The organism is Dickeya dadantii NCPPB 898 (genome assembly GCF_000406145.1).
GTDB lineage: Bacteria > Pseudomonadota > Gammaproteobacteria > Enterobacterales > Enterobacteriaceae > Dickeya > Dickeya dadantii.
The window spans coordinates 69,589-83,522 of the sequence record NZ_CM001976.1 but is presented as its reverse complement, the minus strand read 5'-3'; the positions used below and the strand labels follow the sequence as shown (position 1 = coordinate 83,522).

Annotated in this window: 14 protein-coding genes; 7 read left to right on the top strand and 7 right to left on the bottom strand. The window is 56.7% G+C overall.

The features are described from left to right. Positions 1-14: 14 nt before the first annotated feature. Entirely contained in the window at positions 15-1,301 is a 1,287-nt protein-coding gene (locus tag DDA898_RS00805) for a YidR family protein (RefSeq protein ID WP_038912370.1), read from the bottom strand. 357 nt (positions 1,302-1,658) lie between these two features. On the opposite strand from DDA898_RS00805, the gene bhsA reads away from it, so the two are divergent. Continuing rightward, entirely contained in the window at positions 1,659-1,916 is a 258-nt protein-coding gene (gene bhsA, locus DDA898_RS00800) for a multiple stress resistance protein BhsA (RefSeq protein WP_013315786.1), read from the top strand. 77 nt (positions 1,917-1,993) lie between these two features. On the opposite strand, the gene DDA898_RS00795 is transcribed toward bhsA, so the two are convergent. After that, positions 1,994-2,689 carry a FadR/GntR family transcriptional regulator gene (locus DDA898_RS00795; RefSeq protein WP_033111493.1) on the bottom strand — a complete coding sequence of 232 codons (696 nt, stop codon included), beginning with the start codon at positions 2,687-2,689 and terminating at the stop codon, positions 1,994-1,996. Positions 2,690-3,218: 529 nt separating this feature from the next. Between DDA898_RS00795 and uxuA the strand changes: the two genes are divergently transcribed. Further along, complete coding sequence (gene uxuA / locus DDA898_RS00790) at positions 3,219-4,403, top strand: mannonate dehydratase (protein WP_013315783.1); 1,185 nt, start codon at positions 3,219-3,221, stop codon at positions 4,401-4,403. A 305-nt stretch (positions 4,404-4,708) separates the two neighbouring features. On the opposite strand, the gene yidA is transcribed toward uxuA, so the two are convergent. Both yidA and uspA read right to left on the bottom strand, forming a co-directional pair. After that, positions 4,709-5,524, bottom strand: a complete 816-nt coding sequence (gene yidA / locus DDA898_RS00785; RefSeq protein WP_038909893.1) for a sugar-phosphatase — start codon at positions 5,522-5,524, stop codon at positions 4,709-4,711. 303 nt (positions 5,525-5,827) lie between these two features. Next, positions 5,828-6,262, bottom strand: a complete 435-nt coding sequence (gene uspA / locus DDA898_RS00780) for a universal stress protein UspA (protein WP_013315780.1) — start codon at positions 6,260-6,262, stop codon at positions 5,828-5,830. Positions 6,263-6,859: 597 nt separating this feature from the next. On the opposite strand from uspA, the gene uspB reads away from it, so the two are divergent. Then, positions 6,860-7,195, top strand: a complete 336-nt coding sequence (gene uspB, locus DDA898_RS00775) for a universal stress protein UspB (protein ID WP_024104057.1) — start codon at positions 6,860-6,862, stop codon at positions 7,193-7,195. A gap of 131 nt (positions 7,196-7,326) precedes the next feature. Here the strand turns inward: uspB and pitA are convergent, their stop codons facing one another. Then, positions 7,327-8,835 carry an inorganic phosphate transporter PitA gene (gene pitA, locus DDA898_RS00770; RefSeq protein WP_013315777.1) on the bottom strand — a complete coding sequence of 503 codons (1,509 nt, stop codon included), beginning with the start codon at positions 8,833-8,835 and terminating at the stop codon, positions 7,327-7,329. 303 nt (positions 8,836-9,138) lie between these two features. Here pitA and DDA898_RS00765 point away from each other — a divergent pair, with 303 nt between their 5' ends. The 4 genes from DDA898_RS00765 to DDA898_RS00750 all read left to right on the top strand — a co-directional run bounded on the left by DDA898_RS00765 (position 9,139) and on the right by DDA898_RS00750 (position 12,468). Continuing rightward, the gene (locus DDA898_RS00765) at positions 9,139-10,323 is read left to right on the top strand and encodes a BaiN/RdsA family NAD(P)/FAD-dependent oxidoreductase (protein WP_038912369.1); all 1,185 of its coding nucleotides are present in this window, start codon (positions 9,139-9,141) and stop codon (positions 10,321-10,323) included. 97 nt (positions 10,324-10,420) lie between these two features. Further along, a complete protein-coding gene (locus DDA898_RS23485; RefSeq protein WP_038909892.1) occupies positions 10,421-11,035 on the top strand; it encodes an AAA family ATPase in 615 nt (204 codons plus the stop codon). Continuing rightward, positions 10,944-11,852, top strand: coding sequence for an AAA family ATPase (locus tag DDA898_RS23480; protein WP_201765876.1), 909 nt, complete (start codon positions 10,944-10,946; stop codon positions 11,850-11,852). The genes DDA898_RS23485 and DDA898_RS23480 overlap by 92 nt, the downstream gene beginning before the upstream one ends. Then, positions 11,836-12,468, top strand: coding sequence for an HNH endonuclease family protein (locus DDA898_RS00750; RefSeq protein WP_038909891.1), 633 nt, complete (start codon positions 11,836-11,838; stop codon positions 12,466-12,468). Before DDA898_RS23480 ends, DDA898_RS00750 begins: the two co-directional genes overlap by 17 nt. A gap of 124 nt (positions 12,469-12,592) precedes the next feature. Here the strand turns inward: DDA898_RS00750 and DDA898_RS00745 are convergent, their stop codons facing one another. Both DDA898_RS00745 and DDA898_RS00740 read right to left on the bottom strand, forming a co-directional pair. Then, positions 12,593-12,859 (bottom strand): YdgH/BhsA/McbA family protein, encoded by a 267-nt coding sequence (locus DDA898_RS00745; RefSeq protein WP_038909890.1) that lies wholly within the window; start codon positions 12,857-12,859, stop codon positions 12,593-12,595. Positions 12,860-13,056: 197 nt separating this feature from the next. Continuing rightward, the gene (locus tag DDA898_RS00740) at positions 13,057-13,920 is read right to left on the bottom strand and encodes an endonuclease/exonuclease/phosphatase family protein (RefSeq protein WP_038909889.1); all 864 of its coding nucleotides are present in this window, start codon (positions 13,918-13,920) and stop codon (positions 13,057-13,059) included. Between the last annotated feature and the right edge of the window lie 14 nt (positions 13,921-13,934).

The following is a 13,934-nucleotide window of genomic DNA, read 5'->3' as shown; positions in this document are numbered from 1 at the left end:
GAAAAACGCCGTCGTTAACGCATGGCCGTCACCACGAAAATCTGGTTGCAGCCATCAATATCCCGCAGGTAGGCGATGCGATCGCCATTCGGTGAAAACACCACCGCGTCCCCCACCGGCGGCGTTTCGCTACGCGCGGTCTGGCGAATTAGCCGGCCGGTTGCCACCTCGCACAGCATCACGCTGTTGTCGCAAATGAACGCCAGATGCCTGCCGTCCGGATGCCAGCTGAACGCCGACTGCACCGGCCAGTCGCCCTGCGTCACCTGACGCGGCGCGCCGCCGTTCGGCGATACCGTCCACAGTTGCACCACGCCGCGGTCGTCTTGCATCAGAAACGCAATTTGGCTGCCGTCCGGCGAACTGCGTAACCAGTGGCGCGGCTGATTGACCACACCGGGATGCGGCCTGTCGGTGGTGAAGGTGAGCCGCCGTTGGCGCACGCCGGCAGGCAGCGCGGGCAATGCGGCGTCGGTGCCGCCCAGCGGCCGGTCGCCGGGGCGGGCGTAGTCGTCCAGCTGTTCCGGCAAATCGACGAGAAACACCTCCGGCACTTTCTCGCCGCGCGCCGACAGCGTATCGCCGATAAACGCCAGCGCCCAGCGCTGGCGGCGGCCATCCGGGCGCAGATAGCCCGCGGTTCCCACCCAGCCTTCCTCATAGGCGCGGTTGATGTCATCGCTGCCGGGGCGCGGCTGCGGCGTGGTGTCGCTCACCAGCACGCAGAAATGGCTGCCGTCGTGCTCGCGCGGATGGCGGTGCGGAGCAACCACCGGATGCAGCGGCACCGCCACCCCGACGTTGCGCAGATCCAGCGCCGGGTCGCGCTCGTGCAGCACATGGTCGTTGTAGGTAAAGCTCAACCGACTGCCGTCCGGGCTGAACACATGCACATGCGAACCGCCGCGCAGCGCGCCGGCCAGATACGGTGCCGTCAGCACGCAGGCATCCAGCGTCGTCGCCTGCCGGCGGTCATCATCGTGCATCATCACGCCGCGGCGGTGATGGAAATCGTACTGCCAGTGTTCATCGGGATTTTCCGGGCCGTGGATAAACACATAACGCTGCGGCGCCACCGGGCTGCCGGTCGCCACGCCGACATGCGCGCCCTGCCCGGCACGGTAAAGCACCTCGCGCTGGCGGGTTTCCACGTTGACGCGTTCGATGGTCAATCCTGTGAATGAAGATCCATGCGGCCGAACGTCATAAATCAACCATTTGCCATCGCACGACCAGATATTTATATTGGTTAACTGGTGTGAAAAAGCATTAAGTGTTATCTGACTGTCTTCATTCTTCACAAATTTTTCGCCTTCTTGACGTAACTTGGCATATCCTAAAAAATCGCTCAAAAAACAACAAATTCAATAAAAATCATTGAGTTGTTTTCCATTCCTGACTGTATTTCCCATCAAAAAAATAGAAAGATATCTTCAACAACCTCCGTTTTCCACGAAGGCCAACAGGGCGTAACCTTTCCGTTATCGAAAGGACATACCCAAAATAATTCGATTTGCAGAAAGGCGGCAACCGAGTAAATCACCAGGCGCTTACATCAGTAAGTGGCTGGGGTGAGCAAGGGCAGCCAACGCATCTGCAACCTGAAGTATGACGGGTATACGCGCCTTTCAACCCAGTTACCGAAGAAGGAAAGAGACATGAAAAACGTTAAAACCATCGCTATCGCCGCTACCCTTGCCACCCTCTCTTTTGGCGCTTTCGCCGCCCAGAGCGTCAGCTATGAACAGGCTCAGCAGTTGGACAAAATCGGTTCCGTTTCCGCCACCGCCAACGACCTGAGCTCGCTGCAAGCCAAACTGGCCCATCAGGCTGAAGCCGCGGGCGCTTCCGCTTACACCATCACCTATGCCGGCGGCGACAACACGCTGCGGGGCAACGCGGTGATCTATAAATAATCGCCCGCGCTCATCATTACCCTCAACCCCGGTGCCTGTGTCCCCCCGGGGTTTTTTTATGCCTGGCGAAACGTCGTCTACTTATCGCCGCTGAACAGATGGTCGTACACATGCTGGAGATGGCGCTCCATGCTGGCGCGCGCCCGGGCCGGGTCGCGCGCGACGATGGCCTCAGCGATATCGGCGTGGTCCTGATTCATGGTGCGGGGAAAATCGGAGTCGGCGTAAAGCGTTTCCAGCCGCACAAACCGGCTGCTCTGACGCTTGTTCCACAGGTAATCCATCATGTCCTGCAACACTTCATTGCCGGACATCTCGCTGATCAGCAGGTGGAACCGCTTGTCTTCATGCAGAAACTGCGCGTCATTGACGTGCAGGCGAGACAGGTCGCGGGTGATATCCTGCAACGCGGCGCGCTGCTCGTCGGTGGCATGCACCGCCGCCAGTTCCGCCATCATCGCCTCGTATACCTGGCGGGCCTGAATAAACGCCCGTAAGCTGAATTCCTCTTCCGGCGGCGCGGCGGGCGGCGCGTCCGGCAGCGGATCGTTGACGTACACGCCATTGCCGGTGCGAATCTCCACCCAGCCGGTGATTTCCAGCGCAATCAGCGCCTCGCGGATGGATGAGCGGCTCACCCCCAGCTGTTTCGCCAGTTCACGCTCTGAGGGCAGCAGTTGCCCGGCCGCAAACTGACCGTTCCTGATGCAGTTAATCAGCAGGTTGGAGATTTGCCGGTACAGCCGCTCAACTTTCAGTGTGGGTAACACCATATCCCCTCCGGATCCCCCGTCAGTCGTGTCCTATAAACAACAGCCCGCAGCTTATCATAGCCGCCAAAACGCCAGAAAATTAAATGCCGACGCCTCACATCCGGGTGCGGCGCTAACCGCCAGTCTGGCGCTTACGTGATCTGAATCACAGAAATATCACCACAGGTGGTGAATAGTGAACCGGTCCGGTGGTCAGGCCACCAGACCGATAATTATCCGACTCGATTATTTTCCGATCTATACCCAAAATAATTCGAGTTGCAGGACAAAACGCGTGGCGTTTTGAACAACGCAACGCGTTGGCCCTTCAGGGCAAGACTCATAATGAGTCTTGTAACGCGGCGACGCAGCGAATCCCCAGAAGCTTACATAAGTAAGTGACTGGGGTGAGCGACAACTCTGCCGGGAGCAGAGTTGAACGCAGCGTGCTGCGGCCCTGAAAGGGCGAGGCCCAGGGATGGGCCGAGTAATAAAGCCAACGCATCTGCAACTTGAAGTATGACGGGTATATAGCTTAAGGAGCTGCTTTATGGAACACACCTGGCGCTGGTACGGCCCCAACGATCCGGTGTCGCTGGATGATGCCCGCCAGGCGGGCGCGACCGGTATCGTCACCGCCCTGCATCACATCCCGAATGGCGAAGTGTGGAGCATCGAAGAGATTAAGAAGCGCCAGGCGCAACTGGCTGAAAAAGGCTTGATCTGGTCGGTGGTGGAAAGCGTGCCGATACACGAAGCCATCAAAACCCAGACCGGCGACTACCGCAAGTACATCGCCAACTACCAGCAGTCGCTGCGTAATCTGGGCGCCTGCGGCATCGATACCGTGTGCTACAACTTTATGCCGGTGCTGGACTGGACCCGTACCGACCTGGAATACCCGCTGCCGGACGGCTCCCGGGCGCTGCGTTTTGACCATACCGCTTTCGCAGCGTTTGAGCTGCACCTGCTAAAACGTGACGGTGCCGCTGCCGACTACACCGACGACGAGCAACGTCAGGCCGCCGCCTATTTCGCCGCCATGAGCGACGCGGACAAAGACAAACTGACCCGCAATATCATCGCCGGCCTGCCGGGCGCCGAAGAAGGCTACACTCTGGACCAGTTCCGCGCCCAGCTGGCGCAGTACGACGGCATCGACAAGGCGAAACTGCGTGAGCATATGGCGGAATTCCTGCGGGCGATCGTGCCGGTGGCGGAAGAGGCCGGCATTGTGCTGGCGGTGCATCCGGACGATCCGCCGCGCCCGATTCTCGGCCTGCCGCGAATCGTTTCCACTATTGAGGATATGCAGTGGCTGAAAGACGCCGTCGACAGCATCCATAACGGTTTCACCATGTGCACCGGGTCTTACGGCGTGCGGGCGGACAACGATCTGGTGAAGATGATCGAAACCTTCGCCGACCGTATCCATTTCACCCACTTGCGCGCGACCTGCCGCGAGGACAACCCGAAAAGCTTCCACGAAGCGGCGCACCTGCATGGCGATGTGGACATGGTGAAGGTAGTGAAAGCGATTCTGGCGGAAGAATACCGCCGCCGTCAGCAGGGCAATACCCGCGCTATTCCGATGCGCCCGGATCACGGCCATCAGATGCTGGATGACCTGAAGAAGAAAACCAACCCCGGTTATTCCGCCATCGGACGGCTGAAAGGGCTGGCGGAAGTGCGCGGCGTCGAACTGGCGATCAAACAGACGTTCTTTAACGACTGACCCGCACACTCCCCTATACCCTAAATAATTCAAGTTGCAGGACAAAACGCGTGGCGTTTTGAACAACGCAAAGCGTTGGCCCTTCAGGGCAAGACTCATAATGAGTCTTGTAACGCGGCGACGCAGCGAATCCCCAGGAGCTTACTCAAGTAAGTGACTGGGGTGAGCGACAACTCTGCCGGGAGCAGAGTTGAACGCTGCTGGCAGCGGCCTCGAAGGGGCGAGGCCCATGGATGGGTCGAGTAAGAAAGCCAACGCATCTGCAGCTTGAAGTATGACGGGTATATATGTCTGGCCCGCACGGGTCAGACGTTCAACACAAACTTCTCGATAGCGTAAGCCACGCCGTCTTCACTGTTGGAGCGAGTAACGAACTGGCTTGCCGCCTTGACGGCGTCGATGGCATTGCCCATCGCCACACCCAGCCCGGCAAACTCGATCATCGCCAGATCGTTTTCCTGATCGCCCAACGCCATCACTTCATCCCGCTCAAGACCAAGATGTTGCGCCAGCATTTTCACCCCTTCGCCTTTGTTAACGCGCTTGTCCAAAATCTCCAGATAGAACGCGGCGCTTTTCATGATGGTGTAACGCGCTAAATCCTCGCGCGGAATGCGGGCGATAGCGGCATCCAGCACCTCTGGCTCGTCGATCATCATCACTTTTGGGAAACGCAGGCCAGGGTCCATTTCCTCCACCGCCCGGTATTTCAGCGGCATGCTGGTCAGGTGGGATTCATGCACCGTATAGGCGCTGATATCTTTGTTGGCGGTGTAAACGTAATTGAAATCAAGCGCGTGGAAGTGCACGCCCAGCTCGCGCGACAGCGCCTCGAAGTGGAGATAGTCGTCGAAGCTCAGCGTCGTCTGCGCCACGCATTCGCCCGTCGCCGTGCGCTGCACCAGCGCGCCGTTATTGGTGATGCAGTAATGTCCTTCCTGCTGCAACCCCAGTTGTTTCAGATAGCGCTCGACGCCGATGAACGGACGCCCGGTAGCCAATGCCACATAGACACCTTTTTCACGGGCGGCGACAATCGCCTGTTTCACCGCTGGCGAGATTTGATTTTCCGGCGTTAACAGCGTGCCGTCCATATCAATCGCAATCAGTTTTATCGCCATGAATTTCCCCAATAATCAACCTAACTACCCCGCATGCTAACGCGATTTCGCCGGACGAAGCCAGAAAAACAGCGCCTTTTGCCAACGGGATAGCAGGCGCTATCCCGCAATGATTCGCGTCGCCGGCACGGCGCCAAAAATTGAGGCATAGCCAATGGCTATGCCTCAGATTGCTGACAACTTTATTAAACGGGGTGATGGGTTTTTCTGGCGTCAGACATTGCGCAAAAGGCATAGCCGATGGCTATGCCTTATTCGTATCCACCTACTCACCCGACCCGTATCAGAGCCGCTTCAGCCGGCTTACTCCTCTTCTTCACGCAGCGGCACAATCAGCATGTCGATGTGGACGGTATTGATCAGCTGGCGCGCGGACGACATCAGTTTGCTCCAGAAATCCTGATGATGACCGCACAGCACCAGGTCGACATCATACTTACGGATGGCGTCAACCAGCACCTGGCCCAAATCGCCGCTGCCGCTCAGGGTTTCCGAGATCGGATAGCCGGCGTTGTCCGCCAGTTCCTTCAGGGCGTTCTGGGTTTCTTCGGAAATACGTTGCTGCATGTCGCCCAGGTTGACATCGATCAGCCCGGTGTAGAGATCGGAGTAATTCACGTCAACATGGATCAAAGAGACTTTGGCATCATACGGCCGCGCCATGGAGACCGCTTTTTCCACTAACACCTTACTTTCCGGTGACAGGTCAACCGCGATAAGGATGTGTTTGTAAGCCATGATCAAGCTCCTTCCGTAATGACTAACTGATGGGTCAGCAGATATTTCTCCTGCCAGTCTGATAACCGATGACGGTGATGAGCATAACACCCCACCAATTCGGGGTTATGTTCCACAGATCACAACGCCACATATTTTGTAACGGTTCTGAGAACGCTGGTAACCACTTGCCCTGAAGTGGCCGCCCGTTTGCGCCGATACTATCTACATGCCGATACTATCTACAACGGTGAAACTATCTACAATGGTGAAACCTCTCGCCCGTACATGAAGTGTAGTTGAAAAGGACAGAGCCTACGGCGAAGAAAGCCGGTGCCAGATCAAAAGAAGTGGTGATGTTTTTTGCTGGCAGGAACCTTGCGTCAGATATGGAAAAAAAACGTAAGGCTCTTCTACAATGAAATTGAGGGGGACCCTGCAGGTCTTTCTCCGGGCAAGGATACAGCGGTGAAGAAGAACACCCGGGCAACTCGCCATGGCTTGGCAGCCCCATAACATCGCGTGAATAACGTGTGGCATAAATACCCACAGATGTGATGTCGGCAGGACCCGACACGTCAAAGCATCTGATGGGTCATAATCCGGGAGGGAAGCATGATGATTAGTACATTTGCGCTTTTCTGGGCTTTATGTGTCGTCTGTGTCATCAATATGGCGCGATATTATTCTTCGTTACGAGTGCTGCTGCTGATACTGAGAGACTGCGATCCGCTACTGTACCAGTATGTGGACGGAGGCGGCTTTTTTACCTCCCACGGGCAGCCCAGTAAACAGCTGCGGTTGGTTCGCTACATCTACGCACAACGTTATCTCGACCATCACGACCCCGAGTTCATCCGCCGCTGTGCGCGGGTGCGCGGTCAGTTTCTGCTGACCTCCGCCTTGTGCGGGCTGGTTGTGGTCAGCCTCATTGCCTTGATCATCTGGCACTGAGGCGCCGCGGCAGTCATGACGGCGTAGGCGGGTCGTGTCTCTATCACCCCACAACCGTATACGCTAAAAGCAGAAAGGCGACCTTACGGCCGCCTTTTTTATGCTCACTACGGTTTTATCACCGTGCCGATTCAGATCAGCTTCAACGACAGCCAGTACAGCACGCCGGACAGCAGCATCGACACCGGCAGGGTAAACACCCAGGCCAGCAGAATGCTTTTCACGGTTTTCCCCTGCACGCCGCCGCCGTCCACAATCATGGTTCCGGCCACGGCGGACGAGAGTACGTGGGTCGTAGAAACCGGCATGCCGGTATAGCTGGCGATACCAATAGACATCGCCGCCGTCACCTGCGCCGAAACGCCCTGCGCATAGGTCATGCCTTTTCTGCCAATCTTCTCGCCGATGGTCACCGCCACGCGCTTCCAGCCCACCATAGTGCCGAGCGACAGTGCCAGCGCCACCGCAACGATAATCCACAGCGGCGCGTATTCCACCGTGTACAGCAGGTCGCTGCGCAGGTTGTTGAGCAGGCGTTTGTCGTCAGACGACGTTTCCGGCAGCTTGACGACGCGATCCAGCGTATCGGCCATGCACATCAGCAAGCGACGAGCGCGGGCGCGGTCATCCGCAGCCAGTTCATCGTAGCTTTTGATGTTATTCAGCAGCCCCTGCACACGGTCGATGGCGATCATCGCGCGAGACGTATCACAGTGAAAATCCGGTTTGTTTCCGGTGGATGGAATGACGTTTTCCGGCGCCGGGATCACCGGGTGCGACAGGTCGATCACCTGCGTCAGCGCCGCGCTGTGAGACTGGTAGTAAGCCTGCAGGTTCAACACCGCGTCGCGGGTGCGGCTGATATCGTAACCGGACGCATTCATGTTCAGCATAAATCCGGCCGGCGCCACGCCAATCAGCACCAGCATGATCAGACCGATGCCTTTCTGGCCGTCGTTCGCGCCGTGGGAGAAGCTCACGCCTACCGCAGACAGGATCAGCGCGGTACGGGTCCAGAACGGCGGTTTGCGTTTACCGTCTTGTTTTTCGCGCTCGGCCGGCGTCAGATGAACGCGCTGACGCTTCTTATTATTGCTCCAGTAACGGCGCAGCAGATACACCATCAACCCGGCGATGATCATGCCGACCACCGGCGAAACCAGCAGCGACAGGAAGATACTGACCATTTTGGGAATATTGAGCGCATCCACCACCGAGGTATGGGTCACCAGCGCATTGGTCAGACCGATGCCGATGATGGAACCGATCAGCGTATGCGAGCTGGAAGCCGGCAGCCCGAAATACCAGGTGCCCAAATTCCAGATAATCGCCGCCAGCAGCATCGAAAACACCATCGCCAGCCCGTGGGTGGAGCTAACGTTCAGCAGCAAATCGGTCGGCAACAGGTGAACAATGGCGTATGCAACGCTCAGGCCGCCCAGCAATACCCCAAGAAAGTTGAAAACCCCGGCCATAACAACCGCCAGTTGGGCACGCATCGCACGGGTATAGATAACGGTGGCTACCGCGTTGGCGGTATCGTGAAAGCCGTTAATGGCTTCATAGAACAGAACAAACAGCAGGGCGAGAACCAGCATCAGACCGGTGTGGAAATCAAGCCCGGCAAATAAATGTAGCATAAGTGTTAGGCCATGTAGTGGTCATGAACGCGGCGCATTATCGGTGACAAGCGGAAACGGGAAAAGCAAAATATGACATTATTTTGACTTAATTTACGCCACTTCTGCCGGTGACAATGATTTAGTTAATAAAAATCAAAGCATTATTGTTTTTACCCATCCACACACTTTGTTACCGGCAAACGGCGGCGGCGCGGCATGGCGTCAGAAACAAGGCGCGCCGGGCGATGACCGGCGTCGGGACATCGCCTATAATCGGCCGCCCTGTGGGGCGATGGCATGGCGGAACAACGGGAGTGTAATGTGGAACAGTTTGACGTAATCATCATTGGCGCGGGCGCGGCCGGGCTGTTCTGTGCGGCGCAGGCAGGCCAGAAAGGGCTGCGGGCGCTGCTGGTGGACAACGGCAAAAAACCGGGCCGCAAGATTCTGATGTCCGGCGGCGGGCGCTGCAACTTCACGAATCTGTACGCCGAACCCGCGGCCTATCTGTCGAACAACCCGCACTTCTGTAAATCCGCCCTCGCCCGCTACACCCAGTGGGATTTCATCGATCTGGTCAACCGTCATGGCATCGCGTACCACGAAAAAACCCTCGGCCAGCTGTTCTGCGACGATTCCGCGCAGCAGATCGTCGATATGCTGATGAAAGAGTGTGAAACCGGCAAGGTGACGCTGCGCCTGCGCAGCGAGGTGCTGTCGGTGGAAAAAAGCGAGCAGTTTCAGGTGACGCTCAACACCGGGGTGATGCAGGCGCCGGCGGTGGTGATCGCCACCGGCGGGCTGTCGATGCCGGGGCTGGGCGCCACCCCGTTCGGCTATCAACTGGCGGCGCAGTTTGGCCTCAAGGTGTTACCGACCCGCGCCGCGCTGGTGCCGTTTACCCTGCACAAACCGCTGCTGGAACAGTTGCAGACGCTCTCCGGCGTGTCGGTACCGGCGGTGGTTACGGCCGAAAACGGCACCACCTTCCGCGAAAATATTCTGTTTACCCACCGCGGCCTGTCCGGCCCGGCGGTCCTACAGCTGTCCAGCTACTGGCAACCGGGGGAATTCGTCACCATCAACCTGTTGCCCAACCTTGATCTGACCGAATGCCTTAACAATGAACGTCTGGCACACCCGAATCAAAGCCTGAAAAACACGCTGGCGCAATGGCTGCCGAAACGGCTGGTGGAAAGCCTGCAGGCGCTGGGGCAATTACCGGACGTCACGCTGAAACAGCTCAACAAGCCGCAACAGGCCGAGGTGGAAACCACGCTGCAACAGTGGCGGGTCCAGCCTAACGGCACTGAAGGCTACCGCACGGCGGAAGTGACGCTCGGCGGCGTTGACACCCGCGAGTTGTCGTCAAAAACGATGGAAGCCAACAACGTGCCGGGCCTGTACTTCATTGGCGAAGTGGTGGACGTCACCGGCTGGCTCGGCGGTTACAACTTCCAGTGGGCCTGGAGCTCCGCCTGGGCGTGCGCACAGGCGCTGGGGTAAGACGTGATCCCCGCAATGAATCCCGGAAATGGATGTATCATTGCCAGAAGATTTGTACACTGCGCAGGCGACTCAACGTTTACCTAAGGAACGGATGATGAAAATAAAGCAATTCAGGTTGCACAACGTCGGGCGCTTTACTTCTCTTGATGCCCTCATCGCGCCAACGGCTGATTATCCTTCCAACGTAACGGTGCTGGTCGGCAATAATGGCGCCGGGAAAACCTCCATTTTGCAAGCGCTGGCAACCTCGCTCAGCTGGCTGGTAGCACGGGTGCGCAGTGAAAAAGGCAGCGGTAGCGGCATCAACGAAGGCACCATTACCAATGGCCATACTTCCGCCGCGATTGAGGTCATGGCACAAGATACTCCTCCGCTCTCAGGCCATGCTGCCGACAACGACGCTGAATACCATTGGACGCTGGCAAAAACCCGCAGCGGTAAAAAAGGGCAGCACACCAGCCAGTTGAATGCGGTTTCCGCGCTGGCGGATCATTATCGCTCCGCATTAACGCAAAACGAGCAAAGCAGCTTACCGCTAATCGCCTTTTATCCAGTCGAACGCAGCGTGCTGGATATTCCGCTGAAAATAAAAAATAAACATCATTTTCAACAGGTAGATGGGTATGACAACGCGCTCAATCAGGGGGTGGATTTCCGGCGTTTTTTCGAATGGTTTCGTGAGCAGGAAGATATTGAAAACGAAAACTGAGTCATCCTTGGCAGACATCCTTTCTAATATGATCGAAAACGATCCCGATCAGTTTATTACTCAAATTCTCAGCCCAAACAACAAAAATAAAAATATCAATGTTGAAGAACAATTAACAAAAATAAAGAATGGGTTGGCAACATTAAAATCGAATAAAGACCCACAGCTTGATGCCGTTCGACAGGCTATTTATCGCTTTATGCCGGGTTTTTCCAATCTGCGAGTACGCCGCAAACCCCGCCTGCATATGTCCATCAATAAAGAGGGAAAGCCGCTTAACGTGCTGCAACTGTCGCAGGGCGAAAAATCGCTGATGGCGCTGGTGGGTGATATCGCGCGTCGTCTGGCGATTATGAATCCGACGCTGGACAACCCGTTGCACGGGCAAGGCATTGTGCTGATCGATGAAGTGGATATGCACCTGCATCCGTCGTGGCAGCGCAGCATTATCGAACGGCTGACCACCACCTTCCCCCACTGCCAGTTTATTCTGACCACCCACTCGCCGCTGGTGATCAGCGATTACAAAGATGTGTTGGTGTATTCACTGGATAACGGCGAACTGACCGTGGTGCCATCCCAATACGGTCAGGATGCCAATAGCGTGTTGCTGGAGGTGATGGATACCCATATCCGTAACGCGCGAATCGCGGAAAAATTTAGTGACCTGCTGGACATGATCCAGCGCCAGCAATTAACGCCAGCCAAAGCGTTATTGGATGAACTGACCGCGGAGTTGCCCGCCACCAATCTGGAATTGACCAAAGCCCGCCTATTACTGCGCAAACAGGAGTTACGCGGTGAGAAAAATCACTAAAGGTACGGAACCTGCCAGCCTGACAGTCTGGAAACGCGCCAATCCCACAGGCCGGTACGACGATTTGACAGAAACCGAGCGGCAGGACATCCGTGATGCCTGCGCCAAAGAGCAGTTTTACCTGTGCGCCTACTGCTGCAAACCGATTAGCGGTGATAACAGCGACACCATGAATGAGCACGTGCAGGCAAGAAAATTAGCGCCTCACCGTAGCCTCGATTTCACCAATATCGCCGCCAGTTGTACTACGCCAAATCAGTGCGACGCCGCCCACGGTTCACAACCGTTTTCCCTTACTCCACTAATGGCGGAATGCGAAACCGAATTGCAATTTATGATTAGCGGACGCGTCAGCGGCACGACAGCACGCGCGCAGGATGCTATTCGGGTACTTAACCTTGGCGACAATGAAACCCATAACAAAAAGCTAATTGAGATACGCAAACAGTTTATCGATAGCCTGTTATGGACTAACGGTATCGATCCTGACGAAGGGTTGGAAGACGACGATCTGTTAACAGCCGTCATTAACGATTTCAGTTCCCCGCAAAACGGCAGGCTGACGCCTTACGCACCAGTGCTGGTCAACATCCTGAGAGGATGGCTGTCGGCATAAAAAATCCACGACCATTTCTCCTCATTGCTCTTCTCTAAAAACAACAAAGCCGCCCGAAGGCGGCCATTGCTGCACGTGATACTGGTGTTAGCGAATATCGGCGTTATTTTTTATATCGATGGGATTAGTTGTACAGTTCAGCCACGCCGTGCATCTGGTTTTCGCCGGAGGTGGCGGAGATGATGCGGAACGATTTGGCGCCGGCGGCGTTCGCTTTTTCAGACAGGCTGGCTTGCAGGCCATCCAGCGTAGCGGCAGTCGCGCTGACGGTGCCGACGGACAGGCTGGCGGATTGCTGTACTTCAGTCGCAGTGGACGTGGTCGCAGCAAAGGTGCCGAAAGAAACGGTAGCCAGGGCGATAACTGCAACAAAGTTTTTGATAGCTTTCATGGTCAATATCCTTCACGTTGAATTCGGTTGATTTCTTTACTGAAAGCGTCTTCGCTTTCGATGGAAGTGATAATAGACCTGTTAACCCGACGTTAAAACCGGGTTTATTTGCAGATATCTTTCAAAAAAAATGAATGAAAAATAACCATAAATCGACTATCACCCGCAGACCTCGCCGCGGGTGACAGACGTGTCGGTTATTGCAATTCGACCCACAGCGGGTGGTGATCGGAGCCTTGATTCTCGGTATCCGCCCAGCAACGGCGCACCGTCAGCCCCAGCGATGGCGTCAACAGGCAGTGATCGATACGGCCGCCGACATCCGGATGAGTAGAACCGCTGCTCTCCGGCTGACCGGCGGCGACCCAGGCGTCCATCAGCCCACGGTGGCGAACCAGCCGGCCGTGATGCGGCGACACCGGCCCAACCAGACGGCTGTACTCCTCACTGTCCGGCAGGCAGTTCAAGTCCCCCATCAGGATCATCTCCAGCGGCATCAGCGGCATCCGGCCTTCGGTCCAGCCCGCGCTCGGGTCGGGATGTCCGCCGCACCAGGCACCGCCTTCATCCGGGGCGCGGGCGAAAAGCGCCAGCATCGCCTCCACCTGCGGCAACCGGGTGCCGGCGCACAGATGACTGAGATGGGTGTTATAGACGCGGATCGCCCCGGCACCGGTGTCGATCACCGTTTCCAGCACGCCTTGCTGAATAGAGTGCTGGGTCAGGGTGCCGAATTTCGGCAGCGGAAAGTTGCGGCTGGAGAGAATCGGCCGGCGGGACAGCGTCAGAGTACCGAACTGGCGGCGACGATTGACGACCCGACCGTCCGCCGCCACGGTGCTGGCGTCCACGTCCAGATTGGCGCCGTACACCCAGTGGTACTCACCCAGCAGCGCCGCCAGCTCCGCCGGTTGATCCATCATGCCGGAGCGTTGCCAGAAGCGTTCCACTTCCTGCATACAGATGATATCCGCACCGCGCACTTCATCGGCGATGCGAGCCAGATCGTAGCGACCGTCGCGGCCAAGACCGTATTGAATGTTGTAGCTAACAATATGCATGAGGCAACCTGTTG